The organism is Brevundimonas diminuta, assembly GCF_039673845.1.
Classification (GTDB): domain Bacteria; phylum Pseudomonadota; class Alphaproteobacteria; order Caulobacterales; family Caulobacteraceae; genus Brevundimonas; species Brevundimonas diminuta_E.
The window spans coordinates 1-26,024 of record NZ_JBDJMK010000002.1; the positions used below are offsets into that span (position 1 = coordinate 1).

26 protein-coding genes and 1 riboswitch are annotated in these 26,024 nt (G+C 67.2%); of the genes, 15 read left to right on the forward strand and 11 right to left on the reverse strand.

The window, feature by feature from the left end:
- Positions 1–154 precede the first annotated feature (154 nt).
- Both ABE454_RS01965 and ftsH read left to right on the forward strand, forming a co-directional pair.
- Positions 155–649, forward strand: coding sequence for a hypothetical protein (locus ABE454_RS01965; RefSeq protein WP_346528527.1), 495 nt, complete (start codon positions 155–157; stop codon positions 647–649).
- 42 nt (positions 650–691) lie between these two features.
- A complete protein-coding gene (ftsH, locus tag ABE454_RS01970; protein WP_346528529.1) occupies positions 692–2,659 on the forward strand; it encodes an ATP-dependent zinc metalloprotease FtsH in 1,968 nt (655 codons plus the stop codon).
- A 111-nt stretch (positions 2,660–2,770) separates the two neighbouring features.
- Here ftsH and ABE454_RS01975 read toward each other — a convergent pair whose 3' ends face one another.
- Positions 2,771–3,184, reverse strand: a complete 414-nt coding sequence (locus ABE454_RS01975) for a GreA/GreB family elongation factor (protein WP_346528530.1) — start codon at positions 3,182–3,184, stop codon at positions 2,771–2,773.
- 31 nt (positions 3,185–3,215) lie between these two features.
- Positions 3,216–3,371 (reverse strand): hypothetical protein, encoded by a 156-nt coding sequence (locus ABE454_RS01980; protein ID WP_346528533.1) that lies wholly within the window; start codon positions 3,369–3,371, stop codon positions 3,216–3,218.
- A 259-nt stretch (positions 3,372–3,630) separates the two neighbouring features.
- On the opposite strand from ABE454_RS01980, the gene folP reads away from it, so the two are divergent.
- Positions 3,631–4,455, forward strand: a complete 825-nt coding sequence (folP, locus tag ABE454_RS01985; protein ID WP_346528535.1) for a dihydropteroate synthase — start codon at positions 3,631–3,633, stop codon at positions 4,453–4,455.
- A gap of 4 nt (positions 4,456–4,459) precedes the next feature.
- Here the strand turns inward: folP and ABE454_RS01990 are convergent, their stop codons facing one another.
- Positions 4,460–4,927: an SRPBCC domain-containing protein gene (locus tag ABE454_RS01990; RefSeq protein WP_346528537.1), complete on the reverse strand. Its 468-nt coding sequence runs from the start codon at positions 4,925–4,927 to the stop codon at positions 4,460–4,462.
- Between the two features lie 242 nt (positions 4,928–5,169).
- On the opposite strand from ABE454_RS01990, the gene ABE454_RS01995 reads away from it, so the two are divergent.
- The 3 genes from ABE454_RS01995 to ABE454_RS02005 are packed head-to-tail and all read left to right on the forward strand — an operon-like array spanning position 5,170 to position 6,981.
- Positions 5,170–5,514 (forward strand): DMT family transporter, encoded by a 345-nt coding sequence (locus tag ABE454_RS01995; RefSeq protein WP_346529078.1) that lies wholly within the window; start codon positions 5,170–5,172, stop codon positions 5,512–5,514.
- Complete coding sequence (thiD, locus tag ABE454_RS02000; RefSeq protein ID WP_346528540.1) at positions 5,511–6,356, forward strand: bifunctional hydroxymethylpyrimidine kinase/phosphomethylpyrimidine kinase; 846 nt, start codon at positions 5,511–5,513, stop codon at positions 6,354–6,356. The genes ABE454_RS01995 and thiD overlap by 4 nt, the downstream gene beginning before the upstream one ends.
- Before the next feature lie 40 nt (positions 6,357–6,396).
- Positions 6,397–6,981 (forward strand): nucleotidyltransferase family protein, encoded by a 585-nt coding sequence (locus tag ABE454_RS02005; RefSeq protein ID WP_346528542.1) that lies wholly within the window; start codon positions 6,397–6,399, stop codon positions 6,979–6,981.
- Here the strand turns inward: ABE454_RS02005 and ABE454_RS02010 are convergent.
- The gene (locus ABE454_RS02010; protein ID WP_346528543.1) at positions 6,966–7,511 is read right to left on the reverse strand and encodes a hypothetical protein; all 546 of its coding nucleotides are present in this window, start codon (positions 7,509–7,511) and stop codon (positions 6,966–6,968) included. The two genes, ABE454_RS02005 and ABE454_RS02010, sit on opposite strands and share 16 nt — an antisense overlap.
- 107 nt (positions 7,512–7,618) lie before the next feature.
- On the reverse strand, positions 7,619–8,995 hold the full coding sequence (locus ABE454_RS02015) for a flavin-containing monooxygenase (protein ID WP_346528546.1): 1,377 nt from the start codon (positions 8,993–8,995) through the stop codon (positions 7,619–7,621).
- A 515-nt stretch (positions 8,996–9,510) separates the two neighbouring features.
- Here ABE454_RS02015 and ABE454_RS02020 point away from each other — a divergent pair.
- The 3 genes from ABE454_RS02020 to ABE454_RS02030 all read left to right on the forward strand — a co-directional run bounded on the left by ABE454_RS02020 (position 9,511) and on the right by ABE454_RS02030 (position 12,604).
- Positions 9,511–10,467, forward strand: a complete 957-nt coding sequence (locus ABE454_RS02020) for a glycosyltransferase family 9 protein (protein WP_346528548.1) — start codon at positions 9,511–9,513, stop codon at positions 10,465–10,467.
- A 68-nt stretch (positions 10,468–10,535) separates the two neighbouring features.
- Complete coding sequence (locus ABE454_RS02025; RefSeq protein WP_346528550.1) at positions 10,536–11,873, forward strand: dihydroorotase; 1,338 nt, start codon at positions 10,536–10,538, stop codon at positions 11,871–11,873.
- Positions 11,870–12,604 (forward strand): prephenate dehydrogenase, encoded by a 735-nt coding sequence (locus ABE454_RS02030; RefSeq protein WP_346528552.1) that lies wholly within the window; start codon positions 11,870–11,872, stop codon positions 12,602–12,604. The genes ABE454_RS02025 and ABE454_RS02030 overlap by 4 nt, the downstream gene beginning before the upstream one ends.
- A gap of 57 nt (positions 12,605–12,661) precedes the next feature.
- Here the strand turns inward: ABE454_RS02030 and ABE454_RS02035 are convergent, their stop codons facing one another.
- From ABE454_RS02035 to ABE454_RS02045, 3 genes are read right to left on the reverse strand one after another with little or no spacing between them, the layout of a single operon-like run.
- Positions 12,662–13,657, reverse strand: a complete 996-nt coding sequence (locus ABE454_RS02035; RefSeq protein WP_346528554.1) for an alpha/beta hydrolase — start codon at positions 13,655–13,657, stop codon at positions 12,662–12,664.
- Positions 13,608–14,282 carry an SdpI family protein gene (locus ABE454_RS02040; protein ID WP_346528555.1) on the reverse strand — a complete coding sequence of 225 codons (675 nt, stop codon included), beginning with the start codon at positions 14,280–14,282 and terminating at the stop codon, positions 13,608–13,610. The genes ABE454_RS02035 and ABE454_RS02040 overlap by 50 nt, the downstream gene beginning before the upstream one ends.
- Complete coding sequence (locus ABE454_RS02045) at positions 14,279–14,560, reverse strand: metalloregulator ArsR/SmtB family transcription factor (protein ID WP_346528557.1); 282 nt, start codon at positions 14,558–14,560, stop codon at positions 14,279–14,281. The genes ABE454_RS02040 and ABE454_RS02045 overlap by 4 nt, the downstream gene beginning before the upstream one ends.
- Positions 14,561–14,678: 118 nt before the next feature.
- On the opposite strand from ABE454_RS02045, the gene ABE454_RS02050 reads away from it, so the two are divergent.
- The gene (locus ABE454_RS02050; protein WP_346528558.1) at positions 14,679–15,437 is read left to right on the forward strand and encodes a 3-oxoacyl-ACP reductase; all 759 of its coding nucleotides are present in this window, start codon (positions 14,679–14,681) and stop codon (positions 15,435–15,437) included.
- A 35-nt stretch (positions 15,438–15,472) separates the two neighbouring features.
- Positions 15,473–16,222 (forward strand): SDR family NAD(P)-dependent oxidoreductase, encoded by a 750-nt coding sequence (locus ABE454_RS02055; RefSeq protein ID WP_125899937.1) that lies wholly within the window; start codon positions 15,473–15,475, stop codon positions 16,220–16,222.
- Here the strand turns inward: ABE454_RS02055 and ABE454_RS02060 are convergent, their stop codons facing one another.
- Positions 16,223–16,906 (reverse strand): hypothetical protein, encoded by a 684-nt coding sequence (locus tag ABE454_RS02060; protein WP_430825437.1) that lies wholly within the window; start codon positions 16,904–16,906, stop codon positions 16,223–16,225.
- 154 nt (positions 16,907–17,060) lie between these two features.
- On the opposite strand from ABE454_RS02060, the gene dusA reads away from it, so the two are divergent.
- The 3 genes from dusA to ABE454_RS02075 all read left to right on the forward strand — a co-directional run bounded on the left by dusA (position 17,061) and on the right by ABE454_RS02075 (position 21,009).
- Positions 17,061–18,071 carry a tRNA dihydrouridine(20/20a) synthase DusA gene (gene dusA, locus ABE454_RS02065; RefSeq protein WP_346528560.1) on the forward strand — a complete coding sequence of 337 codons (1,011 nt, stop codon included), beginning with the start codon at positions 17,061–17,063 and terminating at the stop codon, positions 18,069–18,071.
- A 227-nt stretch (positions 18,072–18,298) separates the two neighbouring features.
- Entirely contained in the window at positions 18,299–19,090 is a 792-nt protein-coding gene (locus ABE454_RS02070) for a sulfite exporter TauE/SafE family protein (protein ID WP_346528562.1), read from the forward strand.
- A 95-nt stretch (positions 19,091–19,185) separates the two neighbouring features.
- On the forward strand, positions 19,186–21,009 hold the full coding sequence (locus tag ABE454_RS02075) for a methyl-accepting chemotaxis protein (protein ID WP_346528563.1): 1,824 nt from the start codon (positions 19,186–19,188) through the stop codon (positions 21,007–21,009).
- Positions 21,010–21,364: 355 nt separating this feature from the next.
- Here ABE454_RS02075 and metB read toward each other — a convergent pair whose 3' ends face one another.
- Together metB and metX are read right to left on the reverse strand one after the other, a co-directional pair.
- Positions 21,365–22,543, reverse strand: coding sequence for a cystathionine gamma-synthase (metB, locus tag ABE454_RS02080; RefSeq protein WP_346528565.1), 1,179 nt, complete (start codon positions 22,541–22,543; stop codon positions 21,365–21,367).
- Complete coding sequence (metX, locus tag ABE454_RS02085; RefSeq protein WP_346528566.1) at positions 22,540–23,637, reverse strand: homoserine O-succinyltransferase MetX; 1,098 nt, start codon at positions 23,635–23,637, stop codon at positions 22,540–22,542. The genes metB and metX overlap by 4 nt, the downstream gene beginning before the upstream one ends.
- 78 nt (positions 23,638–23,715) lie before the next feature.
- Positions 23,716–23,842: riboswitch (SAM riboswitch) on the reverse strand.
- 444 nt (positions 23,843–24,286) lie between these two features.
- On the opposite strand from metX, the gene ABE454_RS02090 reads away from it, so the two are divergent.
- Positions 24,287–26,023, forward strand: coding sequence for a homoserine dehydrogenase (locus ABE454_RS02090; RefSeq protein ID WP_346528568.1), 1,737 nt, complete (start codon positions 24,287–24,289; stop codon positions 26,021–26,023).
- The last annotated feature ends 1 nt before the right edge of the window (position 26,024 follow it).

Consider the following 26,024-nt stretch of genomic DNA (forward strand, 5'->3'; position numbering starts at 1 on the left):
CCCCCATCCCCGACCCTTCCCCCATCGAGGGGGAAGGGAGGGCGATCTTTCATGGGCAGGGGTTCTGCCGCTGTCGCGCGACGTGCCTGCTTCGACATTAGCGGCGAACTTGTTGTGCGCGGGCGGAGGCGCGACGCCGCCGAGGGGCGAGCGGTTGGCGGCCCTTCAGTCGCGGCTGGCGGCGGGAGAAGACTTCACCGCCGTCCTGTGCGGCGCTCGCGTCGAGGCGTCCGGCGTCCGCATTCAGGCCATGCGCGAACCGGGAGAGTGGAAACGCCGCCCGCCTGCGTCTCTGGCTCTGGCGCCGGGACGGCCCGCCGTCTGGGACGGGCGGTTCGAGATCGTGACCGATCAGCCGGACCTGCGCGTCGAGGCCGCCGCCGGGCGTCTGGCGCAACTCTCCGAGGCTGAGCGCGCCGTTTTGGCCCCGCTTCCGCCCGCCGCGCGCGCGGCCGCGCCTGTGCTGGTCGACCCGGCGGGGCGCCCCGTTTTGGCCTGGCGCGCGGCCGGTGTCCGGGCGCTGGCGCCGCGCCGTCTGGCGCTGGCTCTGGCGGCTTTCGGGGACGAAACGACGCAGGAAGACGGACTCTTTCAAACCCTTCATGGCGAAATGCCGCCGTCTGACCTATTTTCAGGGGAAGACTGCTGATCGACAGGCCGGGCACGGCCCTGTCGAGGAACCGAGGACCGAATGAACCTGCGCAATTTCGCCATCTGGGGCGTCATCCTTCTGGGACTGGTGACGGTCTACGCCGCGATCAGCCAGAACGGCGGCGCGCCCGCCATGCCGGGCGCCAAGGGCGCGGCCGCCGCCGGTCGCCCCGACCCCATCACCTATTCCCAACTGATGACCGCTGTTGAGCGTCAGGAGATCAAGTCGATTGTCGCGCGCGGCGAGACGATCACCGGCGTCTTCAAGAACGACGGCAAATTCACCGCCGTGACCCCGGTGCCCAACGCCGAGCTGGTCGAGCAGATCCGCAAGTCCGGCGTCGAGGTCGAGACCAAGAGCACGCGCCAGCCGTGGTGGTCGGGCCTGTTGGGCCTGCTGCTGCCGGTGGCGCTGATCATCGCCTTCTGGTTCTTCATCATGAACCGGATGCAGGGCGGGGCGAAGGGCGCCATGGGCTTCGGCAAGTCCAAGGCCAAGCTGCTGACCGAGCACAAGGGCCGCAAGACCTTTGACGACGTCGCCGGCGTGGACGAGGCCAAGGACGAGCTGCAGGAGGTCGTCGACTTCCTGAAGGACCCGGCCAAGTTCCAGCGTCTGGGCGGCAAGATCCCCAAGGGCGCCCTGCTGGTGGGCCCTCCGGGTACGGGTAAAACCCTGCTGGCGCGCGCGGTGGCGGGCGAGGCGGGCGTGCCCTTCTTCTCGATCTCGGGTTCGGACTTCGTCGAGATGTTCGTCGGCGTCGGCGCCAGCCGCGTGCGCGACATGTTCGAACAGGCCAAGAAGAACGCGCCGTGCATCATCTTCATCGATGAAATCGACGCGGTCGGCCGTCATCGCGGCGCAGGCCTTGGCGGCGGCAACGACGAGCGCGAGCAGACGCTGAACCAGCTGCTGGTCGAGATGGACGGCTTCGAGGCGTCTGAGAACATCATCCTGATCGCCGCGACCAACCGTCCCGACGTGCTGGACCCGGCCCTGCTGCGTCCGGGCCGCTTCGACCGTCAGGTCGTGGTGCCGAACCCCGACGTCTCGGGCCGCGAGCGCATCCTGCGCGTTCACATGAAGGACGTGCCGCTGGCCGCCGATGTGAATGTGAAGACCCTGGCGCGCGGCACGCCGGGCTTCTCGGGCGCGGACCTGGCTAACCTGGTCAACGAAGCGGCCCTGATGGCGGCCCGCAAGGACCGTCGGATGGTCACGCACCGCGACTTCGAGGACGCCAAGGACAAGGTCATGATGGGCTCCGAACGGAAGTCCATGGCTATGAACGAGGAAGAGCGCCGCCTGACCGCCTATCACGAGGCCGGTCACGCCATCGTCGCCATCAACGTCAAGATGGCCGATCCGGTGCACAAGGCGACCATCGTTCCGCGCGGCCGCGCCCTGGGCATGGTGATGCAACTGCCGGAAGGCGACCGCTATTCCATGAAGTTCCAGCAGATGATCGACCGGATCGCCATCATGGCGGGCGGCCGGGTCGCCGAGGAGCTGATCTTCGGGCCGGAGAGCATCACCTCGGGCGCCAGCTCGGATATCGAGCAGGCGACCAAGTTGGCGCGGGCCATGGTCACGCGCTGGGGCTTCTCCGAAAAGCTGGGCACGGTGGCCTATGGCGAGAACCAGGAGGAGGTCTTCCTGGGCCACTCGGTGTCGCGCAGCCAGAACGTCTCGGAAGAGACGGCCCGCATCATCGACGAAGAGGTCCGCCGCATCGTCACCGAAGGCTGGGAAGAGGCGCGCCGTATCCTGACCGACAAGGCGGGCGATCACGAGAAGCTGTCTCAGGCCCTGCTGGAATACGAAACCCTGTCGGGCGACGAGATCCGGGACCTGCTGGAGAACGACCAGCCGCCCAAGCGCGACGATGAGAACGACACTGTCGTCGGCCCGTCGCTGTCAGTCCCGGCCACGCCGGAAGACGAGGCGACGCCGCAGGCTGAGCCTGCGACCCAGCCCGCGACCAGCGTGCCTGCGTCCGGCGTCTAAGGGCGATCCGGCAAGCGTAAACGAGAAGGGGCGCGTCCGACGGACGCGCCCCTTTTTGTTTCTTTCATCCCCATTTGACGGGGAGGCGGCGCGGCGCAATCGCGCCGTGGCTCAGTTCGTCGCTTCGGTTTCGGCGTCCTCGACCTTGACCAGCGTCAGCTTGCGCGCGGCGCCCGAGGTGTCGGGCCAGTTGATCGACTGGCCTTCCTTTAGGCCGATCAGACCGGCGCCGACATAGGACAGTATGGAGACGCGCCCGGCATCGATGTCGGCGTCCTTGGGCAGGACCAACTGGACGCGGCGCACGTCGGGGCTGTGATCGTCGGCGTACTGAAGCCAGCGGTTCAGGGTGACGATGCCTTTGGGCATGGCCTTGGGTTCGCACACCTTGGCGCGGTCCAGTTCCTGTTGCAGCAGCCCGGCGGGGCCGGCGCCGGGCAGGTCGCCGACCAGGCGGTCCAGGGCGTCGAAGTCGTCGCTGCGAAGCGTGATGGCGGGCAGGGCGCTCTTGCGGGGGGTGGTCATGGGTAAAACTCTCTGGAAAAATCGGGCGACGTCAGGCGGCCGAGGGGCCGTCGTCGTCGGGATGTTCGGGGTCGGTCTGCTCCAGCGGCGCCTCGGGCGCGGCGGGCCGACGAAAAGGAATGATGTCGGCGCTGCGCGGCGCCTCGCCGGCGCGACCGTCGTCTGGGGTGTCTGATCGGCGTGTCATGATGCAAACCTTCGCGAACGGCCCGTGGCCGACGCGGTCCTGCAGAATGAAGAAAGGGAAACGGAAAGCTTATACAACCGGGACCCGTAGCGGGCGCCCGGCGCAGGGCGCACGGCGAACCGCTACGGGTTAAATGCCTTCGACGCGGCGTCCCGCGTGGGTGAGGCGTCGAGCCTGGCTGACGAAGCGTTTCATTGCCTTTAGAGGCTGGACCCGGGCGCGCTGAAAGTCAAACCGCCCCTTCAGGAGTCGATGTCGCATGACCCATCAATCCCTTGTGAAGCCGCCGCTGGTCATGGGCATCGTCAATGTGACGCCCGACAGTTTTTCCGACGGCGGACGGCATGCTTCGGTTGAGGCCGCCGTCGCCCATGGCCTGACGCTGATCGCACAGGAGGCTGACGTGCTGGATGTGGGCGGAGAGAGCACGCGGCCGGGCTCGGACCCCGTGGATGAAGCCGGTGAGATCGCACGGGTCGTCCCTGTGATTGCGGCCTTGCGCGCGCAGTGGAGTGGTCCGATCAGCATCGACACCATGAAGCCCGCCGTGGCCCGCGCCGCCGTGGCGGCCGGCGCGACGATGTGGAACGACGTCACCGCGCTGCGCCACGCGCCCGACAGCCTGTCGACCGCCGCCGAACTGGGCTGCGAAGTGGTGCTGATGCATATGAAGGGTGCGCCCAAGACGATGCAGGACGACCCCCGCTATGACGATGTCGTGGCCGAGGTCGCCGCCTTCCTGAATGCGCGGACCGAAGCGGCGATGGCGGCGGGTGTTGCGCGCGGCCGGATCTGGCTGGACCCCGGCATCGGCTTCGCCAAGACGACGGCGCATAATCTGAGGCTGACGGCGCAATTGGACGCCGTAGTCGATCTGGGCTTTCCGGTCCTTTACGCCGCCAGCCGCAAGCGTCTCATCCAGGGCGTGGATGAGACGGCGACGCAGTCGGACGACCGTCTGGGCGGCTCGCTGGCGCTGGCGCTGGAAGGCGCACGGCGCGGCGCCCGCATGGTGCGGGTTCACGACGTGCGCGAGACGGTTCAGGCGCTGAAGCTTCAGACGGCGGTGGGCGCCGCGCACTGAATCATCAACGCTTCCAGCCGGGCAGGACCCTGTCCGGAAAGCGGTCGGCGATGAAGGTTGGCTCGATCGCCCGCTCCAGCCACAGCTTGGCCCCGGCAAGGACCAGGGTGAAGCCTTCCATGGCGTCCAGGGCGGCTTTCACCCCTTCGTCGGTGGCGGGGAAGCCGCGGTTGAAGATTTCGATCCAGGTCGACTTGCCGCGTTCTTCAAAACGCCATTCAATTTCTGTCGGCTGATCTTCGAGGTTCCAGTCGATCAGGATGCGCCGATTGACCTGAACGTCCTTCACAGCGACCTGGGTCGAGACACCGTACATACCCCAGGTCCATTTCACCCGCGCCCCAGGCGACAAACGGCGATCACCATGAGTGAACCAGAACCATGATGTTACGCCTGGTTCAGTAAAGGCCTGATAAACCTCATCAACCGGGCGATGAATAAGCGTTCCAGTGTGAACCTGAGGGGTCAGCATTCAGTCCCATCTCCAAAGGGAAGCGAGGCGGCAACGCTTATCTTCTCAGAATTGTTGCACACATGGAAACTAAACCGCAAAAAATTCATTTCTTAAAATAATGAACGTTATTTTTTACAGTTAATAATGAAGATCTTTGTTATTTTAATCTTTGCATGTTTGTAAAACTTATGCGCGGTCATCGCGTTTCGATGAGACGTGCGGCTCTTGTCTCCAGCGGTTCGATCAGCCATTCAGCCGCCATGGCGTGGCTGTTGTCTCTTAATCCCTGGTTGGTGCTTGTCGTTGCGGGGCTGTTTGAAGTCGGCTGGGCGTCGGGCGTCAAATATGTCGGGGTGCAGCGGCCGCTGATCTCCCTGGCCGTGGCGGTGGCGTTGGCGGCCAGCATGATCGGCCTGTGGGCGGCGACGCAGCGCCTGCCGGTCGGCACGGCCTACGCCATCTGGACCGGCATCGGCGCCGTGGGCGCGGCGGTGATCGGCGTCGCTGTCTATGGGGAGCCGGCGACGGCGGTGCGGGCCGTCTGCATTCTGCTGATCGTTTCGGGCATTGTCGGATTGAAGCTGTTTTCCGGAGTTTCGGCATGAACACCCTCCCTGAAGCCGCTGACCGCCGCGCGGACGGCGATAGGGACATTAGAAAAGGCCGCGTTCTCATCCTGGCGGGGTCAGACTCGGGCGGCGGAGCGGGCATTCAGGCCGATATCAAGGCGGTGACCATGCTGGGCGGTTTCGCCGCCACGGCCATCACCGCCATCACCATTCAGAACACGCTGGGGGTTCATGGCGTCCACGCCGTGCCGCTGGAGGTCATCGAGGCGCAGGCGCGGGTGGTGCTGGACGACATCGGCGCCGACGCCCTGAAAACCGGAATGCTCGGCTCGGTCGAGGTGGTCGAGACGGTGGCGGGGCTGATCGACTATGCGGCCGGAATTCCGGCGGTGGTCGATCCGGTCATGATCGCCAAGGGCGGCTCGCCCCTGCTGGCTGAAACGGCGGTTGAGGCGGTGCGCAGCCTGATGATCCCGCGCGCCTTCCTGCTGACCCCCAATGCGCCCGAGGCCGAGGCCCTGACCGGGCTGGAGGTCGCCGATCTGGACGGCCAGCGCCGCGCGGGCGAGGCGCTGCTGAATATGGGCGCGCACGCGGTGCTGATGAAGGGCGGCCATGTGCCGGGTGCGATGGTCATCGACCTTCTGCTGACGGCTGACGGCGAGACCGTGCTGGAGAGCGAGCGGGTCATGTCGCGCCATACCCACGGCACCGGCTGCACCTTGGCCAGCGCCTGCGCGGCGGGCATCGCCAAGGGCCTGCCCCTGCCGATCGCGGTCGCGGAAGGCTGGGCCTATGTCGCAGAGGCCATCCGTCGCGCGCCGGGACTGGGCCAGGGGCATGGTCCGCTGGATCACGCCTGGCCGGTGCGCCGATAGGCGGCTTGGCGTGACGCCGGAATCGCGCTCTCAGGATAGCATGACTCTCGAAAATCGCCTGACCGACATCATCCGCGCCGATGCGGGGCTGATGCATGTGCTGACCGTGATGCGCAGCCTCGATCTGCCGGACTGGCGGCTGTTTTCAGGCGCGGTCTATCAGGCGGTGTGGAATGTCCAGACGAGCCGCCCAGTTGGCTATGGGATCAAGGACTACGACATCGGTTATTTCGACGCCGACACGTCCTGGGACGCTGAGGACGCCGTCATCAAGCGCGTCGCCGCCGCCTTTGAGCCGCCGCTGCGCGATCAGGTCGAGGTTCGCAATCAGGCGCGGGTGCATCTGTGGTTCGGCCAGCGGTTCGGCGAGCCCTATGAGCCTCTGAACAGCACAGACGAGGCGCCCGCCCGTTTCGTCGCCCCGGCCTTCGCCGTCGGGGTGCGGCTGGAGGCGGACGACAGCCTCAGCGTCATCGCCCCCTTCGGGCTTGAGGATGTGTTCGACATGGTCATTCGGCCCAATCCGACGCGCCCGCGCGCAGGCGGTTGGGACCGGGTCATCGCCAAAGCCCGCAGTCGCTGGCCCGAACTCACCGTGGTCGAGGACGATCAGGCCACGGCGTAGCGCGCCGTTATGCCGTCTGGCTGGAAATCGTGCGCCGCCAGCCTGTCCAGCGAGGCGAAGACGCGCGCGGCGAAGTCTTCAGCGTCGCCTTCTTCGACAGCAGGTCGCAGCCAGTCTGTGACAACGGCGCGCGCCGGATAGGTTCCGACCGGGCCGGGCACGCTCAGCGCCACCTCGATCCCTTCGGCGATCCAGCCCGCCACGGTGATGAAAAACGCCATCCCGGTCAGAAAGTCCGAACGGCGCAGGACATAGAGGGTGATGATCCCGTCCTCGACCCCGTCGGGTCGCACGATCACGCCGCTGCGGTCGGGGCGCCAGTCTTCTGACAGTTCGACCGCCCGCCACAGGCAGAACCAGATGCGACAGGTCTGCGGTCGGATTTCGTGGACGGAACAACCCGCGCCATCGACGCAATAGCCGCACAGTTCGCCCGTCGGCTTGGCCAGCTCAGGCAGGTCCAGCGGGATCACGCGGCAGCATTCGACGCAGCCGCCGCAGGTGCGATCAGGAAGAAGGGGCAGGGACATGGCCGCCGTCTAGCGCAGGTCTGTCGCAAATGCGCGGGCTTTGACACACGGCGGCGGCGTCAGGGCTGACGTCCCTCCGACCCGTCGGGCCGGAGGGGCGCAGCACATCAGGCGCGCGCGGCCTGGGTGCGGGTCGAGGGCAGGCGCAGATAGGCTTCCAGCGAGTCGTCGAACGCCTTCATCCACGGCACATGGTGACGCGCCGCCAGCGTGCCGGTCAGGACCGAGCGATAGCATTTGTCGCGATAGCCCATGATGTCGGCCTTCTTGTCCTTCTTCCACTGCAGGAAGATCCGGTTGATATTGTCGATATCAAGATCCGGATAGTCGGTCTGGGCGATCAGGCGCTTGATGTATTCGCCCTGATATTCAAAGGCCTGGGCATCCGTGCGGATTTCGACCTCCTTCTCGCGCCACAGGTCGTTGGCGGCTTCCATGTCCGCGCGGGACGGCAGCTGGATGCGGTCCATGATGATGTCGCGCGTCAGCCAAGCCTGGGCGTCGAACATGTTGAAGCTGTACCAGAGGTCCTGCATCCCCAGATAGAACAGCTTGGGATTGGGCGTGAAGGCCACGCCTTCATACAGGTTCAGCGGCCATAGACGGTTGCTGGTCTTCAGGCGCAGTTCGTCCGGCAGGAAGGGGAAGTGGTGCTTGTAGCCGGTGCACAGGATAATGGCGTCGACGTCGCGGCGCGTGCCGTCGCTGAAATGGGCGGTCTTGCCGTCCACGCGCGTCAGGCAGGGTTTCTCCTCCCAGCCCTTGGGCCATTCATAGCCCATCGGCTGGCTGCGATAGCTGGTCGTGACCGACTTCGCGCCGTATTTGTAGCACTGTGAGCCGATGTCCTCGGCCGAATAGCTGGAGCCGATCAGCAGCACGTCCTTGCCCTTGAACTCGGCCGCGTCGCGGAAGTCGTGGGCGTGCAGGATCCGGCCCGGGAACAGGTCGAAGCCCGGATAGGACGGCGCGTTCGGCGTCGAGAAGTGGCCGGTGGCGACGATGACGTGGTCGAACGTCTCGGTGGTGCGACGCCCGCCCGAATAATCCTTGGCCGTCACGGTGAACTGGCCCGACGCCTTGTCGAAGCTCACGTCCCTCACCGCGGTGTTGAAGCGGATGTACTGGCGGATGTTCGCCTTCTTCACCCGGCCCTGAATATAGTCCCACAGGACTTCACGCGGCGGATACGAAGAGATCGTCTTCTTGAAATGCTCGTCGAAGGTGTAGTCGGCGAACTCAAGGCATTCCTTGGGACCATTCGACCACAGATAGCGGTACATGCTGCCGTGAACGGGCTCGCCATTCTCATCGATGCCGGTGCGCCAGCTGTAATTCCACATGCCGCCCCAGTCCTTCTGCTTTTCGTAACAGACGATCTGGGGGATGTCCGCGCCCTTGTCGCGGGCCGACTGGAAGGCGCGGAGCAGGGCCAGTCCCGAAGGGCCGGCGCCGATAATGGCGATACGTTTTTGCTTGGGCATATTCACTCTGGGCTGATGGGTCAGAAGCCCCGGCGCAGGGCGGCGCGACGGCCGCAAATCACACGGGGCAAACGAAGGGCCGGACCGCCAGCACTCCCAATATATGGAATGAGGCAATGGAATCGGCGCGCGAAAATATAAAATCGTCCTAATATCTTAGAGTTCATGCTTATTGGCTTGAATGATTATCTTTCTAATTCTTGGATTGATCGACAACATCAGAACAAATTGCATTGAGACGAATATGAAGAAATATTCGCCAAGTCGCTCTCATATTGTCATTTCAATCCGCCGATTATGAAGCAATGTTGGCTGGGCTGCAAATTTCGTTCTTGGAGACAAGATTTTCCGACGCCGCCGAAAAGGCGTTTCTTCCCGCTGTCAGGGCGTTTGAAGGGGGCCGCAGAGGGGGCGCTCGCGCTCGGCCTGATGAAGCCGCGGCCGTTCGCATGGAACAGGGGCCGTCGCCCTGCATTCCCGCTGAATTCAGAAGAGAATCCGGCTAGACTCACCCCATGCATGGTCGCTTTCCGATCCTCTACATCGCCGAGGCGGACGCCGAGGAGGCCGTCCTGTCGTCCGGGGCGCTAGCCCAGCTGGTCGAGGCCATCCCGCAGGCGACCTTCACCGTGGTCGGCTCGCCGGCCAGCGCGCCGCTGTTCGCCGACCTGCCGCGCCTTCAGCGCCTGATCACGCTGGATCGCGACGGGCGTTGGGACTGGATCGCCCTGTGGAATCAGGTGCGCGAGACGAACTGGGGGCTGGTGGTCGACATGCGCGGCTCGACCCTGTCGGGCAAGCTGCGGCGCCAGCGGCGCGCGGTGCGAGGCAAGACCCTGCCGGGCGTGCATCTGGTTGAACAGGCGGCGCGGACCCTGCAACTGGACGAGATTCCGGCGCCGAAACTGTTCATCGAGCGGGATACCCAGGAAGCCGCCGACGCCCTGATCCCGCCCGGCGAAGGGCCGATCCTGGCCATCGGGCCGGGCGCCGACTGGATCGGCAAGCGCTGGCCCGCCGACCGCTACGCCAAGATCGCCATCTCCCTGCTGGGCGAAGGCGGGCCGCTGGCGGACGGACGGCTGATGATCGTGGGCGAAGAGGCGGATCGCGACGCGGCCCGCACCATCCGCTCGGCGGTGAAGCGCGACCGGGTGATCGAACTGCAGGGGCGGCTGACGCGGCTGCAGACGGCGGCGGCCCTGACCCACGCCGACCTTTATCTGGGCGGCGACTCCCTGTGGACCCAGCTGGCCGTGGCGGCGGGCGTTCCGGCGGTGGCGGTGTTCGGCCCCTCGGACGAGACGCTGAAACGCCCGTGGACCGGCGTCGCTGTGCGCGGCCCGCGCACGCTGGACGAGTTCCGCGAACTGGACCCGCGCCTGAACCAGCACATCCAGCACATGATGGACCTGCCCTATGAGCGGGTGCTGAAGGCGGCGAAGAAACTGCTGGCCGAACGGACGGCCTGAACGCCCCTCGGGTTGCGCCCCTGTGCCTTCGGCGCGCATAAGCGCCGGAGTTTCAGGAGATGCGCACGATGACCCAGACCTATGACCTGATCGTTCGGGGCGGCGAGGTGGCCAACCACGCTGGGCGGGGCAAGGCGGATGTCGGCGTCATCGACGGCCGCATCGCCTTCATCGGCGACCTGAGCCAAGCCTCGGCCGGAGAGGTGTTCGACGCCACCGGCCTGACCGTCCTGCCGGGCGTCATCGACACCCAGGTCCACTTCCGCGAGCCGGGGCTGGAGTGGAAGGAAGACCTCGAAACCGGCAGCCGCGCGGCGGCTCTGGGCGGCGTCGTCGCCGTGTTCGAGATGCCGAACACCAACCCCAATACGACCGACCCCGACACCATGGCCGACAAGCTGGCGCGGGCGAAGGACCGGATGTGGACGGACCACGCCTTCTACGTCGGCGGCACCCATGAGAACGCCGAGCATCTGGCCGATCTGGAGCGCCTGCCCGGCTGCTGCGGGGTCAAGGTCTTCATGGGCGCCTCGACCGGCGACTTGCTGATCGCCGACGACGAGGGCGTGCGCAAGGTGCTGTCGAACGTGCGCCGCCGCGCCACCTTCCACTCGGAAGACGAATACCGTCTGGTCGAGCGCCGCAACCTGGCCCGCACCGGCGACTGGACCAGCCACCCCGAGGTCCGCGACGCCGAAAGCGCCATCATGTCCACCCGCCGTCTGGTCGGGCTGGCGAAAGAGACCGGCGCCCGCATCCACGTCCTGCACGTCACGACGCGCGACGAGATGGAGTTCCTGCGTTTCCACAAGGACGTCGCCACCGTCGAGATCACGCCCCAGCACCTGACGCTGGTCGCGCCGGAAGCCTATGAGCGCCTCGGCGCCTACGCCCAGATGAACCCGCCGATCCGGTCGCATGAGCATGTCGACGCCCTGTGGCTGTGGGGCATGCAGCAGGGCGTGGCCGACGTGCTGGGCTCGGACCACGCGCCGCACACCAAGGAAGAAAAGTCCAAGCCCTATCCGGCCTCGCCGTCGGGGATGCCGGGGGTGCAGACGCTGGTGCCGCTGATGCTGACGCACGTGGCGAACGGCCGCCTGTCGCTGGAGCGCTTCATCGACCTGACCTCGGGCGGGGCGCAGCGCGTGTTCGGCACGGCCAACAAGGGGCGGATGGCCGTCAGCTATGACGCCGACCTGACCATCGTGGACCTGAAGGCGAAGAAGACCATCACCCACGACCAGCAGGCCACGCGCTGCGGCTGGACGCCCTTCGACGGATTCGAGACGACGGGCTGGCCGGTCGCCACCATCGTGCGCGGTCGCGTCGTGATGAAGGACGGCGAACTGATCGGCCAGGCGCACGGCCGCCCGGTGCGGTTCCAGGAGACGCTGGCGGGGTGAACAGCGCCAAGCCTCAACTCGGCCTGATCGGTTTCGGCGCCTTCGGGCGGCTGACGGCGAAACATCTGTCGCCATGGTTCGACATCGTCGCCCATGACCCGGCTGTCAGCGACGGCGAGGGGCTGGCGCGCATGACCACGCTGGAAGAGGCGGCAGCCTGTCCGGCGGTGGTGCTGGCCGTGCCGGTCGGCGTGCTGGCGGAAACGGTCGCAGCGATCGCGCCGCATGTGACGCCCGGCGCCCTGATCCTCGACGTCGGATCGGTGAAGGTGAAGCCGGCGCAGGTCATGCTGGACGGCCTGCCCGAGGGCGTCGCCATCGTCGGCTCCCACCCTCTGTTCGGCCCCCAAAGCGGCAAGGACGGCATCACCGGCCTGCGCATCGCCATCTGCCCGGTGCGCGGCGACAAGGCGGCGTGGCGCGTCGCCGCCTTCTGCCGTAAGGCTCTGGGGCTGAAGGTCTTCGTCGTCACGCCCGAGGATCACGACCGCGAGGCGGCGACGGTTCAGGGCCTGACCCATCTGATCGCCAAGGTCCTGCTGGCGATGGAGCCCCTGCCCACGCGCATGACCACGACCAGCTTCGAGCGCGTCATGCAGGGCGTCGACATGGTCCGCCACGACAGCGCAGCGGTGTTCCGCGCCATCGAACACGACAACCCCTTCGCCGCCGAAGTCCGCCGCCGCTTCTTTGACCTGGCCGAACAGGCGCGGGCGGAACTGGACGACTGACTTAGACGCCGCCCTCTCCCTCCCCTTTATGGGGAGGGAGAGGCGTGGCGGCTGTATCTACTTCAGCATGAAGTCCGCCACGGCCTCGACCACGCCGGGCGCCAACGGCAGGGCGGGGTCCATATAGGTCGTGACATTGGCGGCGCGTTCGGCGGGCGCGACCTTCAGGACGTGGTTCACGCCGTCCCAGATCGCCAGTTCGGCGCGCGGCTGGGCGGCCTTCAGCGTCTCGGCGTCGGCGAGCGTCACCTGAATGTCCGTCGTCCCCTGGCCGATCATCATCGGGCCGTCATAGGCCGCCGCCAGCTTCGCCGGGTCCAGCGCCAGCCACGAGATCAGATAGGGCTGGACCGACGGCCGGAACAGCGCCGCCAGCGATGCAGGCGGATCGGCGACCGTGCGGCCCGCTTCCAGTTCGTCGACGGCGGCATAGGCCTCGCCCTTCAGCGGTTCGGGCAGGGCGGCCAGTTGTTCGCGCAGAACCACGCCCGCAGGACGCCCGGCGCCGGACAGCAGAACCAGACCACAGACCTTGTCGTCACCGTTCGCAACGGCAGCCAGGGCGACCAGCGCGCCCTCGCTGTGGCCGATCAGCCAGGCGCCTGGGCGGCCTGTCTTCGTCGCCGTCTCGGCCGCCCAGGCGCGGGCGTCCTCGGCATAGGCTGAAAAGCGCAGGTCGGCTTCGGAGGCGCCTGCGGCGGCGCTCGCGCCGATGCCGCGTTTGTCGATACGGATGGTGGCGACGCCGCGCTCGGCCAGCCCTTCGGCCAGCAGGCGATAGGTCGCCGCCTGAATGCCGAACTGGGGACTGTTCCCGTCGCGATCGGTCGGTCCCGAGCCGGGCAGGATGACGGCGGCGGCGCGCGTCTGGCCTTCGGGCGACAGCAGGGTTCCGTGCAGCGGTGCGGGGCTGGACGGCAGCTCGACCGGCGTCGAAACCGGTGAGAGCAGCAGGGCGGCGGCGAGGTCAGCATGCTTGTCTCCGTCGTTGGATGGGCAAGGGTCAGAAGGGCTGTCGGTCGGGATCGGCGCGCCACACGCGCCAGCTTTCAAACACCGACCAAGCGGTCGCGATCAGCACGCCGATGATCAGGGCGATCACGCCGAAAGGCTGAAGGATGAAGGGGCTGGCGATCAGCCCGGCTGCGCCCAGCCAGAACATCAGGCGGCCCGCAAGGCGATTAGAGCGATCCCACGCCAGTCGCGACTTATAGGCCCAGGGCGTTTTCACTCCGATGAAGGGGTTGGGGCTGACGCGCCCCAACAGCGCGCCCGTGATCAGGAAAATCAGGCTGAGGAAGGCCATGGCTCCGCTGGGCGCAGTGAAGCCGGACGCAGCGTCCGGACCCAGGCTGGACCACACGATGAAGACGGTGACGATCCCCAGAATGAGGCTCGACAACCATTGTCCCCCTCTCAAGCCCTTGCGGCGGACCGGCTCCGGCGTGGCTGCGGCCTGACGTCCGGTTATCCAGTTCACCAGGAGATTCAAAAGCCCCAGGCCCGCCAGGGTGGCTGAGAGTTCGTATTTGCTGCCGTACCGGTTTGCCTGTCCGGCGGCGTCGAAATGCACTGGGATCGGAGTCTCGGGGCCATAGATTGCGATCCACGCCGCGACGGTCAGGATTAGGAGAGAAACGACGATGGCGACCGTGTCGGCCAGGGCAGGGCGTTTCATAGGGTCTCCTCCTCAGTTTTGCCCGCCCCGCTCAGATCCATCAGGAAGGCGAGGGCTTCTTCGACTGCCGAAATTTCCAGCCGATAGCGGATCGACTGGCCGTCGCGCTCGGTGCTGACCAGTTCGGCCTCCTTCAGCGCATTCAGATGGCCGGTGATGGTCGGCCAGCTCATGTCGAAGGCGGCGGCGATGTCGCCGGACGCTAGCGGTCCCTTGCGCAGCATGGCGATGATGCGCCGTCGCACCGGATGGGACAGGGCCTTGAACAGGCTGTTCATAGGCAGGAAGCTAATTAGGATGTTCGCTAAATGCAACCGCTGTTCTTCAGGCCCGGCTGGCCTTCATCACGGCCAAGGCCTATGGCAGAGGTTGGTTCAGAAGTTGCGAGTTGTTCTCATGGAAATCCGCGATCAGATCGTTCTCATCACCGGCGGGGCGCGCGGCGTAGGCGCAGCGGCGGCGCGGGCCTTTGCGGGACAGGGCGCGCGGGTGGCGATCAACTGGCGCAACAGCGGCGAACAGGCTGAGGCGCTGGCGGCGGAACTGGGCGAGCGGGCGCTCGCCGTTCAAGCCGATGTGACGGACCGCGCAGGCGTTGACGCCATGATCGCGAAGGTTCAGGCCCATTTCGGCGGGGCGGTCTGCACCGTGGTCAACAATGCGCTGGATTACAGCTTCAACGGCGACGCCCGCGCCCAGATGGCGAACATCCCGTGGGAAGACATGGAGCGCCAGTTCTCGACCGTGATCCGCGGCGCTCTGAACGTCATTCAGGCGACGGTGCCGGGCATGACGGCGCAGAAGTTCGGCCGGGTGGTCAACATCGGCACGAACCTGTTCCAGAATCCGGTCGTGCCCTATCACGACTACACTGCCGCCAAGGCCGCTCTGCTCAGCCTGACGCGGACGGCGGCGGGCGATCTGGGGCCGTCGGGCATCACCGTCAACATGATCTCGGGCGGGCTGCTTCGTACGACCGACGCCAGCGCCGCGACGCCCGAAGCGGTGTTCGACCTGATCGCCAGCATGACGCCGCTGCGGTCGGTGACGACGCCGGAAGAGTTCGCTGATGCAGCCCTCTTCTTCGCCTCGCCGTGGAGCCGGGCGGTGACGGGACAGAATCTGGTGGTCGACGGCGGGCTGGTGCGGGATTAAGTCGGCTGGGCAGTAAAGCCTCAAGGACGGACATCATGAGCGGCGTCATTCTGATCACCGGAGCCACCTCGGGCATCGGCCGGGCGGCGGCGCGCCGTTTCGCAGGCGCGGGCTGGAAGGTGATCGCCACCGGCCGCCGTCAGGAGCGTCTGGACGAACTGGTCGCCGAACTGGGCGCGGATCGGGTCCATGCCGCGCCCTTCGACATGAGGGACGAGGCCGCCATCGACGCGGCGCTGGACGCCTTGCCCGAAGGTTTCCGCGACATCGACGTGCTGATCAACAACGCCGGTCTGGCGCTGGGCACGGCGACGGCGCAGGAGGCCGATCTGGCCCAGTGGCGCCAGATGATCGACACCAACATCACCGGTCTGGTTACGCTGACCCACCGCCTGCTGCCGCGCCTGATCGCGCGCAAGGGAGCGATCCTGAACATCAGTTCGGTGGCTGCGACCTATCCCTACAAGGGCGGCAACGCCTATGGCGGGACCAAGGCCTTCGTGCGCCAGTTCTCGCTGGGCCTGCGCTCGGACCTGCACGGGACGGGGGTGCGCGTCACCTCCATCGAGCCGGGCATGGCCGAGACGGAGTTCACCTTGGTCCGAACCGGCGGCGATCAGGCGGCCTCCGACGCCCTCTACGGCGGGGCGGCGCCGATGACCGGCGAGGACATCGCCGAGACCCTGTTCTGGGTCGCAACCCTGCCGGCGCACCTGAACATCAATGCGCTGGAGCTGATGCCGGTCAGCCAGTCCTTCGCGGGCTTTCAGGTGGCGCGCGGCTGATCAGTAGCGGCGGGCGATGATGACGCCGTGAGGGCGATCGACCCGCGACGGCAGATAGCGGATGTCCACCTTCTGGCCAATGACCAGGTGGCCGCTGATAACATCGCGAGCTAGGCGTTGGCGGCCGCACTGATCGTTGAACGCGACGGTCACGCGGCTCATGGCTTCTTCGTTGATGCGGAAACGATCGACGCCTGTGATACGACCTTCGGTTCGGACACCGTCGCGCATCACCTCATACATATGCAGGGCGATGCGGCGGCGGCGGCGATGGACCCCTTCGGTGATCAGCAGACATAGGCCCGCGCTGTAGAGAGCGATCAGGGCTTCCGGCTCGGCGGGGCGATCATGGATGAGGGCAGAACTCAGTCCGCCCAACCCCAGGCTGATGAAGAAGGCGATCAGCGGCACATAGAAGATCCGGATCGGAGGCCCTTCGTCCGCCCAGACGCCTGACGCATAGGCCGGGCCGCCTGCCAGAAGCAGGCCGATGCCGATAGAGAGTCCTATGCCTGATGCGTCTTGTAGACTCAGGAAGTCGACATCGCCTGGAATCGCCCCCTGTGCGCCTGACCAACCGGTTATGAAGGCCGTCACAACAGCCGCGCTCCAGCAGACCCATCCGAACTGGCGACGTAATGAAGGACGATTCCACCATGGGGATGTGGGGTCGATCATGCTCAACGCGTTCATCTCCTGCAGAGCTGCCGGATCGTGCGGACATGGGGGAGGGAACACGCCCTGCGCTGACTTGATTAGCCGCCGGTCGCGACATCCGCGCGACAGGCTGATGACACGCAGTCGCCAATCGGCCCCCTTTTCTCTATAGGGGCGGGCCATGAGCCAGCATCCGCCGCACCGGTTTTCCGTCGCTCCCATGATGGACTGGACCGACCGCAATTGTCGGGCGTTTCACCGCGCGCTGAGCACGCGCGCCCTGCTCTATACGGAGATGGTGACGGCCCCGGCGGTGATCCACGGCGATCGGGATCGCTTGCTGGGCTTTGATGCGGTCGAGCATCCGGTGGCGCTGCAACTGGGCGGCTCGGACCCGGCGCAGCTGGCCGAGGCGGCGAAGATCGGCGAGGCCTATGGCTATGATGAGATCAATCTGAATGTGGGCTGTCCGTCGGACCGGGTGCAGTCGGGCCGGTTCGGCGCCTGTCTGATGCGCGAGCCGGAGCTGGTGGCCGACTGTATGGCGGCGATCAAGGAGGCGGTCAGTGTTCCGGCGACCGTCAAATGCCGCATCGGGGTCGATGATCAGGACCCCGAGGTCAGCCTGTTCGCCACGGTCGACGCCTCGGCCGCGGTGGGGATCGACAGCTTTGTCGTTCATGCGCGCAAGGCCTGGCTGAAGGGGTTGTCGCCCAAGGAGAACCGGGATGTGCCGCCGCTGGACTATGCGCTGGTGCGGCGGTTGAAGCGCGAGCGGCCGCATCTGACCATCTGCATCAACGGCGGCATCGGCGATCTGGATCAGGCCGAGGCGCATCTGAGGGCCGACGACGGAGTGCAGCTGGACGGCGTCATGCTGGGCCGCACCGCCTATCATGAGCCTGCGCTGATGGGGCAGGTGGATCGGCGCATCTTCGGCGAGGCGACGCCGGACGTGGACGTGTTCGAGGCGCTGGAGCGCTACCGCCCCTATATGGCGGCGCGGCTGGAGGAGGGGGCCAATCTGGCCAGCATGACCCGGCACATGCTGGGCCTGATGCACGGACGGGCAGGGGCGCGCGCCTTCCGCCGCATCCTGACCGTCGAAGGCGTCAAGTCGGGCGCCGGGCTGGAGGTCGTGGACCGCGCGGTCGAGGCCGTGCGCGAGGCAGAGGCGCGCAAGGCGGCTTAAGGTTTCGCCTTTCCAGGTAGGAGGTGGATTGGCGGCGCAGCCGACGGGACGGAGGGGCGGGGTTCCGCTGTCCTGTCTGACGCGATCGGGATTCGGGTGCGCTGTGGCTGTCCCCTCCACCACTTCGTGGTCCCTCTCCCCATTTCATGGGGAGGAAAAGGCTGACGGGGGGCGGAAGGACGGTTAAGCCTGTCGGGATGAATCTGCCCCTGTCTGAACTCGCCCTGATGCTTGTCGCCCTTGCGGGGGCCGGGGCGATCGCCGGGGTGATCGGCGGCCTGTTCGGGGTCGGCGGCGGGACGGTGCTGGTGCCCGCCCTCTTCTATGCCTTTTCAGTGCTGGGCGTGGGAGGCGAGAGCAATCTGCACGTCGCCATCGGCACGTCCCTGCTGACCATCGTCGCCACCTCGCTGCGGTCGCTGGCCACGCACCGGGCGCATGGGGCGGTGGACGAACAGGTTTTGAAGACCTGGACACCGTGGGTGGCGTTCGGCGGTCTGGTCGGGGCGGCGGTTGCGGGCTTCACCTCGATGGAGGGACTGGCCGTGGTCTATGGCGGCTGCCTGTTGCTGGTGGCGGCGCAGATGGGGTTGATGCCCGAGCGGTTCACCCTGCGCAAAGACCTGCCGACGGGCTGGGGGCGGCGCGGCGTCGGCACGGGGATCGGCCTGTTGTCGGCCATGATGGGCGTGGGCGGCGGCAGTCTGGGCGGCATGACCATGACCCTGTGCGGGCGGCCGATCCATCAGGCTGTGGCGACGGCCTCGGGGTTCGGTCTGGCCATCGGCGCGGCGGCGGCGCTGGGTTTCGCCGTCTTCGGCTGGGACGCGCCGGGGCGGCCGCCGCTGTCGCTGGGCTATGTCAATGTGCCGGCGGCGGTGATCATGGGGCTGCTGACAGCGCTGACGGCGCCCTATGGCGCGCGGCTGGCGCACCGGCTGGATCGCATGATGCTGCGCCGCGCTTTCGCTATCTATCTGCTGATCACGGCGGCGACGGTGGTGCTGAAGGCGCTGTGATCACGAATAAATCGGCGCCTTCGGTCGGGCGCTAACACTTTGGCGAAGAAGGTGGCGCTAGGAGGAAGGCAGACCCCTCTTCCAGAGCCTTGGCCATGCTGCAGAACCTGTCTGTCCCGAAGAAGTTGATCCTGTCCTTTCTGGCGGTGATCGCGGCGTGCGGGGCGGCGACCCTGATCGTGCTGTGGTGCGTGGCCTCGCTTCAGCGGGCCGATGCGGCGGACATGACCTCGCGCGAAGTCATGAAGGCGTCCGACCGCCTTCTGGCCGCCGCCGTCGAGCAGCAGAACGCCATGCGCGGCTATGTCGCCAGCCGCGACCCCGTCTTCATCGAAGCCTTCAATCAGGGCGGCGCGGATGTGAAGGCGCGCCTGGCTGATCTGGCCGCCTCTGACGCCGAGGGCGCCTATGTCGCCGAGCAGAAGGCGCTGATCGACGCCTCGGCCGCCTATGAAAAGGGCGCCGCGGACATCATGGCGCTGGCCCGCGATCCGGAGACGCATGAGGTCGCGCTGGCCCAGTTGGCTACGGCCGCGCGTCTGACCGATATCCGCGCCGCCGTCGGCGCGATCCGCGACAGGGAAGGGGCGCAGGCCGCGACCCGCGCGGCGGACAAGGCGTCGGCCTTTACTCAAGCCTATGTCGCCTTCGCTATCGGCGGCGTGCTGGCGCTGGGCATCGCCCTGGCGGCGGCGCTGTGGCTGATCGGCGCCCTCAGCCGTCCGGTCGAGGCGATGACGCGCGCCATGGGCCGTCTGGCTGACGGCGACCTGAATGTCGCCATCCCGGCGGTCGGCCGCCGCGACGAGATCGGCCGCATGGCCGACGCCGTCCTGACCTTCAAACAGAATGCGGAAGAGAAGGTGCGGCTGGAAGCCGACGCAGAAACCGCCCGCCTCGCCGCCGAGGCGGAACAGCAGGCGCAGGCCGCCCGCGACGCCGAGGCCGCCCGTCAGCAGGCTCAGGTCGTCGACGGCGTGGCCAGGGGGCTGGAGCGCCTGTCGGGCGGCCAGCTGGCCTTCCGTCTGAACGATCCGTTCGCGCCGGAATATGAAGCCCTGCGCACTGACTTCAACGCGGCGATGGACCGGCTGCAGGGCGTGATGCGGGTCATCGTCGAACGCGCCGCCGCCATCGGGGCCAGCGCGCGCGAGATCAGCCACGCCTCCGACGACCTGTCGCGCCGCACCGAACAGCAGGCGGCCAGTCTGGAAGAGACGGCGGCGGCTCTGGAACAGATCACCGCCACCGTGGCGCGCTCGGCCGAGGGCGCGACCGAGGCGGGCGGCGTGGTGCGCGGCGCCCGGTCCGAAGCCGTCGAGGGACAGGCCGTGGTCGGCCGCGCCATCGCCGCCATGGGCGCCATCGAACAGTCCTCGAACCAGATCGGCGCCATCATCGGCGTGATCGACGAGATCGCCTTCCAGACCAACCTGCTGGCGCTGAACGCGGGGGTCGAGGCGGCGCGGGCGGGCGACGCCGGGCGCGGCTTTGCGGTCGTGGCGTCCGAAGTGCGGGCGCTGGCCCAGCGCTCGGCTTCTGCGGCCAAGGAGATCAAGACGCTGATTTCGGAATCGGGGCGTCAGGTCGGGGCGGGGGTCGCTTTGGTCGGGGACACGGGGCAGGCGCTGGAACGGATCGCCGGTCAGATCGAACGCCTGACTCTGATCGCCGAAGAGATCGCCGCCTCGTCGCAGGAACAGTCCAGCGGCCTGCAACAGGTCAATATCGCCGTGAACCAGATGGATCAGGTGACGCAGCAGAACGCGGCCATGGTCGAACAGTCGACCGCCGCCAGCCATGCTCTGGCGTCAGATGCGGTCGAACTGGACCGGATGATGGGGCAGTTCACTCTGGACGATGCGCGCGATCTGGACGCGCGCGGGCGGATGGAGGCCCTGGCGCGGGCCGTAGCCTAAGAGCGCCGACCTTCTCCCTCCCCGTCCCGGGGAGGGTGGTCGCGCAGCGACCGGGTGGGGAGGGCGAGGTGATCCTGAGCGCCCCACACCGCACACGCGCCGCACCCACACCGCACCCCGCCGTCATTCTCGAGCTTGACCCGAGAATCCAGCAAACACGACGGGGCCATATCCGCCCTCACGACGGGTCAGGCGTGGCCGGGCTGGATTCTCGGGTCAAGCCCGAATGAAGGCAAAATGGAAGGCGCACGCATCATAGAGGGCGCGCACTCATCGCCCAGCCGCCCCCACCCGGCTTCGCCTTGCAGGCTCAGCCACCCTCCCCGGGACGGGGAGGGAGAGGCGCGCGTTGGGATCAGGCCGCGGCCTTCAGCGTCACCGCATCCAGCGCCTGAATCAGTTCGGCCAGAATGTCGTCCTGATGCTCCAGCCCGACCGACAGGCGCAGCAGGCCGTCGGTGATGCCCGCTGTCGCGCGCGCTTCGGGCGTCATGGCGGCGTGGGTCATGGTGGCGGGATGGGCGATCAGGCTTTCGACCCCGCCCAGAGACTCCGCCAGAGTGAACAGGTCCAGACGTTCGATCACCTGACAGACCGCCTCGGTCCCGCCGTCCAGTTCAAAGCTGAGCATGGCGCCCGGCCCGGACTGTTGGCGCGAGGCCAGTTCATGGCCGGGGTGGCTGGTCAGGCCCGGATAGTGGACGGCCTTGACCGCCGGGTGCTGTTCCAGCGCCGCCGCGACGGCGCCCGCCGTCGCCTGCTGCCGCTCGATGCGGGTGAACAGGGTCCGCAGGCCGCGCAGGGTCTGATAGGCGTCGAACGGCGAGCCGGTGACGCCCAGACAGTTGGCCCACCAGGCCAGCTTTTCATGATCGGCCGGATCGGCCGCGACCACGGCGCCGCCGACCACGTCGGAATGGCCGTTGATGTATTTGGTGGTCGAGTGGACCACGATGTCGGCGCCCAGCTCCAGCGGCCGTTGCAGGGCGGGCGACAGGAAGGTGTTGTCGCACACCACCTTGGCCCCCACGGCGTGGGCGCGGCGACAGACGTCAGCGATGTCGGTGACGCGCAGCAGGGGGTTGGACGGCGTCTCGACCAGCACCAGCCTGCACCCGTCGGCCAGGGCGGCGTCCAGCGCGGCGCTGTCGTTCTGATCGACGAAGGCGACGCGGAAATGGCCCTTTTTCGCGCGGGCGGTCAGCAGGCGGTGGGTGCCGCCATAACAGTCATGCGGCGCGATCAGCAGGTCGTCCGGCTCCAGCAGGGACAGGGGCAGGTCGACCGCCGCCATGCCGGTGGCGGTGATGACGGCGCCCGCGCCGCCTTCCAGCTCGGCCAGCGTCTCGGCCAGCACGTCGCGGGTCGGATTGCCCGAGCGCGAATAGTCGTATTTGCGCGGCTGGCCGAAGGCGGCGAAGGAATAGTTGGACGACAGATACAGCGCCGGCATGACCGCGCCGTGGGCCGTGTCCGTATCGACGCCCGAGCGGGCGGCGATGGTGCGGGGATCGGCGGGACGGGCGCGGCTCATTGGTCGATGTCCTTCAGTACGGAAGTCAGGATGTCGGCGACCAGCTTGTCTTCCTTCAGGAAGGCGTCGTGGCCGTAGACGGAGGCGTGTTGTTCAAAGCGCCAGAGGTTGGGCAGGCGGTCGGCCAGCTCTCTCATGTCTTCGATCGGGCACAGGCGGTCGGTGGTGAAACCGATCAGGGTGACGGGGGCGCTGATGGCTTCAGGCTCGACGCGGTGGCGGTCGATGGAATCCGACAGGCTGAGCCAGCGGGCAGGGGTGGTGCGGTCGCGATAGGCCCGGCCGCGCGCCTGCAGATAGTCGCAGACGGGATAGGCCTGACCGGCATGGCTGGGGGCCTCGGAATCGAAGCGGTCGCCGAACTCTTCCTGGGTGCGATAGGTGGTCATGGCCAGTTCGCGCGCCAGACCGACGGCCTGATCCACGCGGCCGGTCTCAAGGCCCAGTTGCAGGATGCGGCGCTGGATGCCGCGCCACGCCGTGGCCAGCGGGTGCGGACGGTGGGCGGCGGACACCACCACCAGCTGTTCGGCCCAGTCGGGGAACAGTTCGCCGAAGGCCAGGGCGATCATGCCGCCGTAGGAACAGCCGATGAAGGCGGCGACCTTGTCCACGCCCAGATGGTCCAGCAGCAGGGCCAGAAGCCGCGCCTGATCCTGGGTGGTGATGGTCAGCGGTGTCTTGGGTTCGGTGACGCCGTCGCCGAATTCCGGCGCGAAATCAAAGGCCAGAACGCGGAAGCGGGTCAGGTCGATCGGGGCGCGCACGCCGACGGCGCCGGACCACCAGCCCAGCCCCTTCGTCTCGGTGCGGTGGACGTAGCGGTCTGCGGAAATGCCGCCTGCGACCACGATCAGCGGGGCGTTGGCCTTGCCGTGCAGGCGGCCGATGACCTGTTTCTGGTTCAGGGTTCCGCCGAAATCCAGTTCGAAGTCGTCCGGGATCAGGACCGCGACGTCATGGGCGCCGTCGCGTTGCAGCAGTTCGGACGGACGGCGCGCCGCCTTCACGCCGCCCTTGGGCGCAGGCGCAGCGGCGGAGGCCTTACAGGAAGGCTCTTCGGGGGTGTCGGTGGGAATCAGGGCCAGGGTCATTCGCTTCACTCAAAGGTTCGGCTCACCAGCGAAACCCATGCAGTGACAGACCTGTGGCGCGTCGCCTTGCCGACGCTCCACCCATCTCTCGCGGTCCATTCAGGCAAGCCCGAAGAACCCCGCAGGAGTTGGCACCGTTTCGGGCGGAACCCGATGGTTGCCCCGGCGTCAAAGGGCCTAATCCCTCAGCCGGTCTTGATGAGTGAGCTTACGGTGCGGTTGCGAAAGGCGCCGGTCAAGCGAAAAATTTCACCCCGTTTCGACAGGGTTCGCCAAAACGGGCGGCCAAAACAGCGCTTCGGGGCGGTCGTGTGAAAAAATCTTTCGGACGGGCTTGACGCAGCGCAGGGCCTTGCCGCACCCTAGGGCACGATTTCAACCGGACGCCGCCTGTGCCTTACCGCCTCGCCAGCACGAAGATGACGACGATCGCCGCCTCGGCGACGGGTCTCTTCGCGTCCGTGATTACCACCACCGGTACCACCACCACCATGCCCTTGCGGGCGGGGACCGGATGATGCGCGCCGTCTAGGCGAGAAAACGCAAAAACCGATCACCCGCCCGGACCCCCGGGCGGGTTTTTTATTGGCCCGAACCCACCACTCTTCTTCTCGACATCCTCCCTGATCCAGCCTTCGGAAAACCTCTCATGTCCGCCTCTCTCGCCCTCGTCGCCGATCAACAGAAACCCGCCGCCGCCGCCGCGCCCGGCGCCGAAGTGGTGGTGCTGAAGTTCGGCTCCTCCGTCCTGCGCGACGCCGCCCAGGCGCCGGCGGTGGCCAGCGAAATCTATGGCCACGTTCGCGCCGGCCGTAAGGTGGTGGCGGTGGTTTCGGCTCTGGCCGGACAGACGGATCAACTGCTGGCCGACGCGCGCAGCCTGGGCCTGGATCACGAGAACGAACTGCTGCCCGCCTATGTCGTGCTGGGCGAGGAAAAGGCCGCCGCCCTGGTCGCCGTCGCCTGCGACCGGGTGGGGCTGGACGCCATCGGCCTGTCGGTGCGCGAACTGGGCATAGTGGCGGAAGGCCCGGCCCAGCACGCCCGTCCGGTCGGCGTGAAGAGCGAGCGTCTGCATCAGGCGCTGGCCGAGCATGAGGTCGTCGTGGTGCCGGGCTTCGGCGCCGTGCGTCCGAACGGCCGGGTGGCCCTGCTGGGACGCGGCGGATCGGACCTGACGGCGGTGGTTCTGGCCGCCGAACTGGGCCTGAAGCGGGTGCGTCTGGTGAAGGATGTCGACGGCCTCTACGACCGCGATCCGGCCTCGGAGACGGGCACGCCCCTGCGCTATCGCCGCGCCAGCTGGGATACGGCGCGTCAGGTCGGCGGCGCCCTGGTCCAACACGACGCCATTGATCTGGCCCAGGCGCGCGGCGTCGACATCGAAGTCGCCGCGCTCGGCCGCGCCGAGGGCACGATCGTCGGCGAACGCGGCGCCCCTCCGGGCCCGGTTCAGGCCGAGGCGCCGCTGAAGGTGGTGGTGGCCGGTTGCGGCGTCGTCGGCGGCGGTCTGCTCAGCCGCCTGCTGCCGGACGACCGCTTTGAAGTGGTCGGCGTTCTGGTACGCAACCCCTTGAAAAAACGTGATGTATCGGCGCCTGCCGAACTGTTCACCAACGACGTCGAAGCCCTGCTGGCCAAGAAGCCCGATCTGGTGCTGGAGGCCCTGTCCGAGGGCGAGGCGGGTCATGCCCTGATCCGCCGCGCGCTGGAGGCGGGCTGCGACGTGGTCAGCGCCAATAAACAGGCCGTGGCCCGCGATCCGAAGGGGCTGCAGGCCCTGGCCGACGTCAACGGCTGCCGCGTCGCCTGGTCGGCGTCGGTCGGCGGCGGCTCGCCGATGATCGAGACGCTGCGCGCCGCCCGCGCCGCCGGTCCGGTGGCCGGTTTCGAGGCGGTGCTGAACGGTACGGTCAACTTCATGCTGCAACGTCTGGGCGAGGGGGCGACCTTCTCGGACGCCCTGGCCGACGCCCGCGCCGCCGGCTTCGCCGAGGAAGACCCCTCGTCCGATCTGGAAGGCTTCGACGCCGCGGCCAAGGTCAAGCTGCTGTCGTTCGAGGCGTTCGGCCGCTCGCCCGACGATCTGCCGCGCGACGTGCTGGCGGCGGAGACGGTGCTGGGCGACCGCCCGGTGCGTCAGATCGGCGCCTGTTTCGAGCGCGACGGCGAACTGGATCCCTATGTGCGTCTTGACGGCGAGCTGGAAGACGCGCTCTTCCTGTCGCTGAACGGAGAGCGCAACGCCTTGAAGGTCTATGGTCAGGACGGCCGGGTGTGGACGTGCAAGGGGCGCGGCGCCGGGCGCTGGGCCACGACCGAGAGCGTGCTGGCCGATGTCGCCGATGTCATGCGCGCCCGACGCGCCGCTGCGGAGCTTGTCTAGT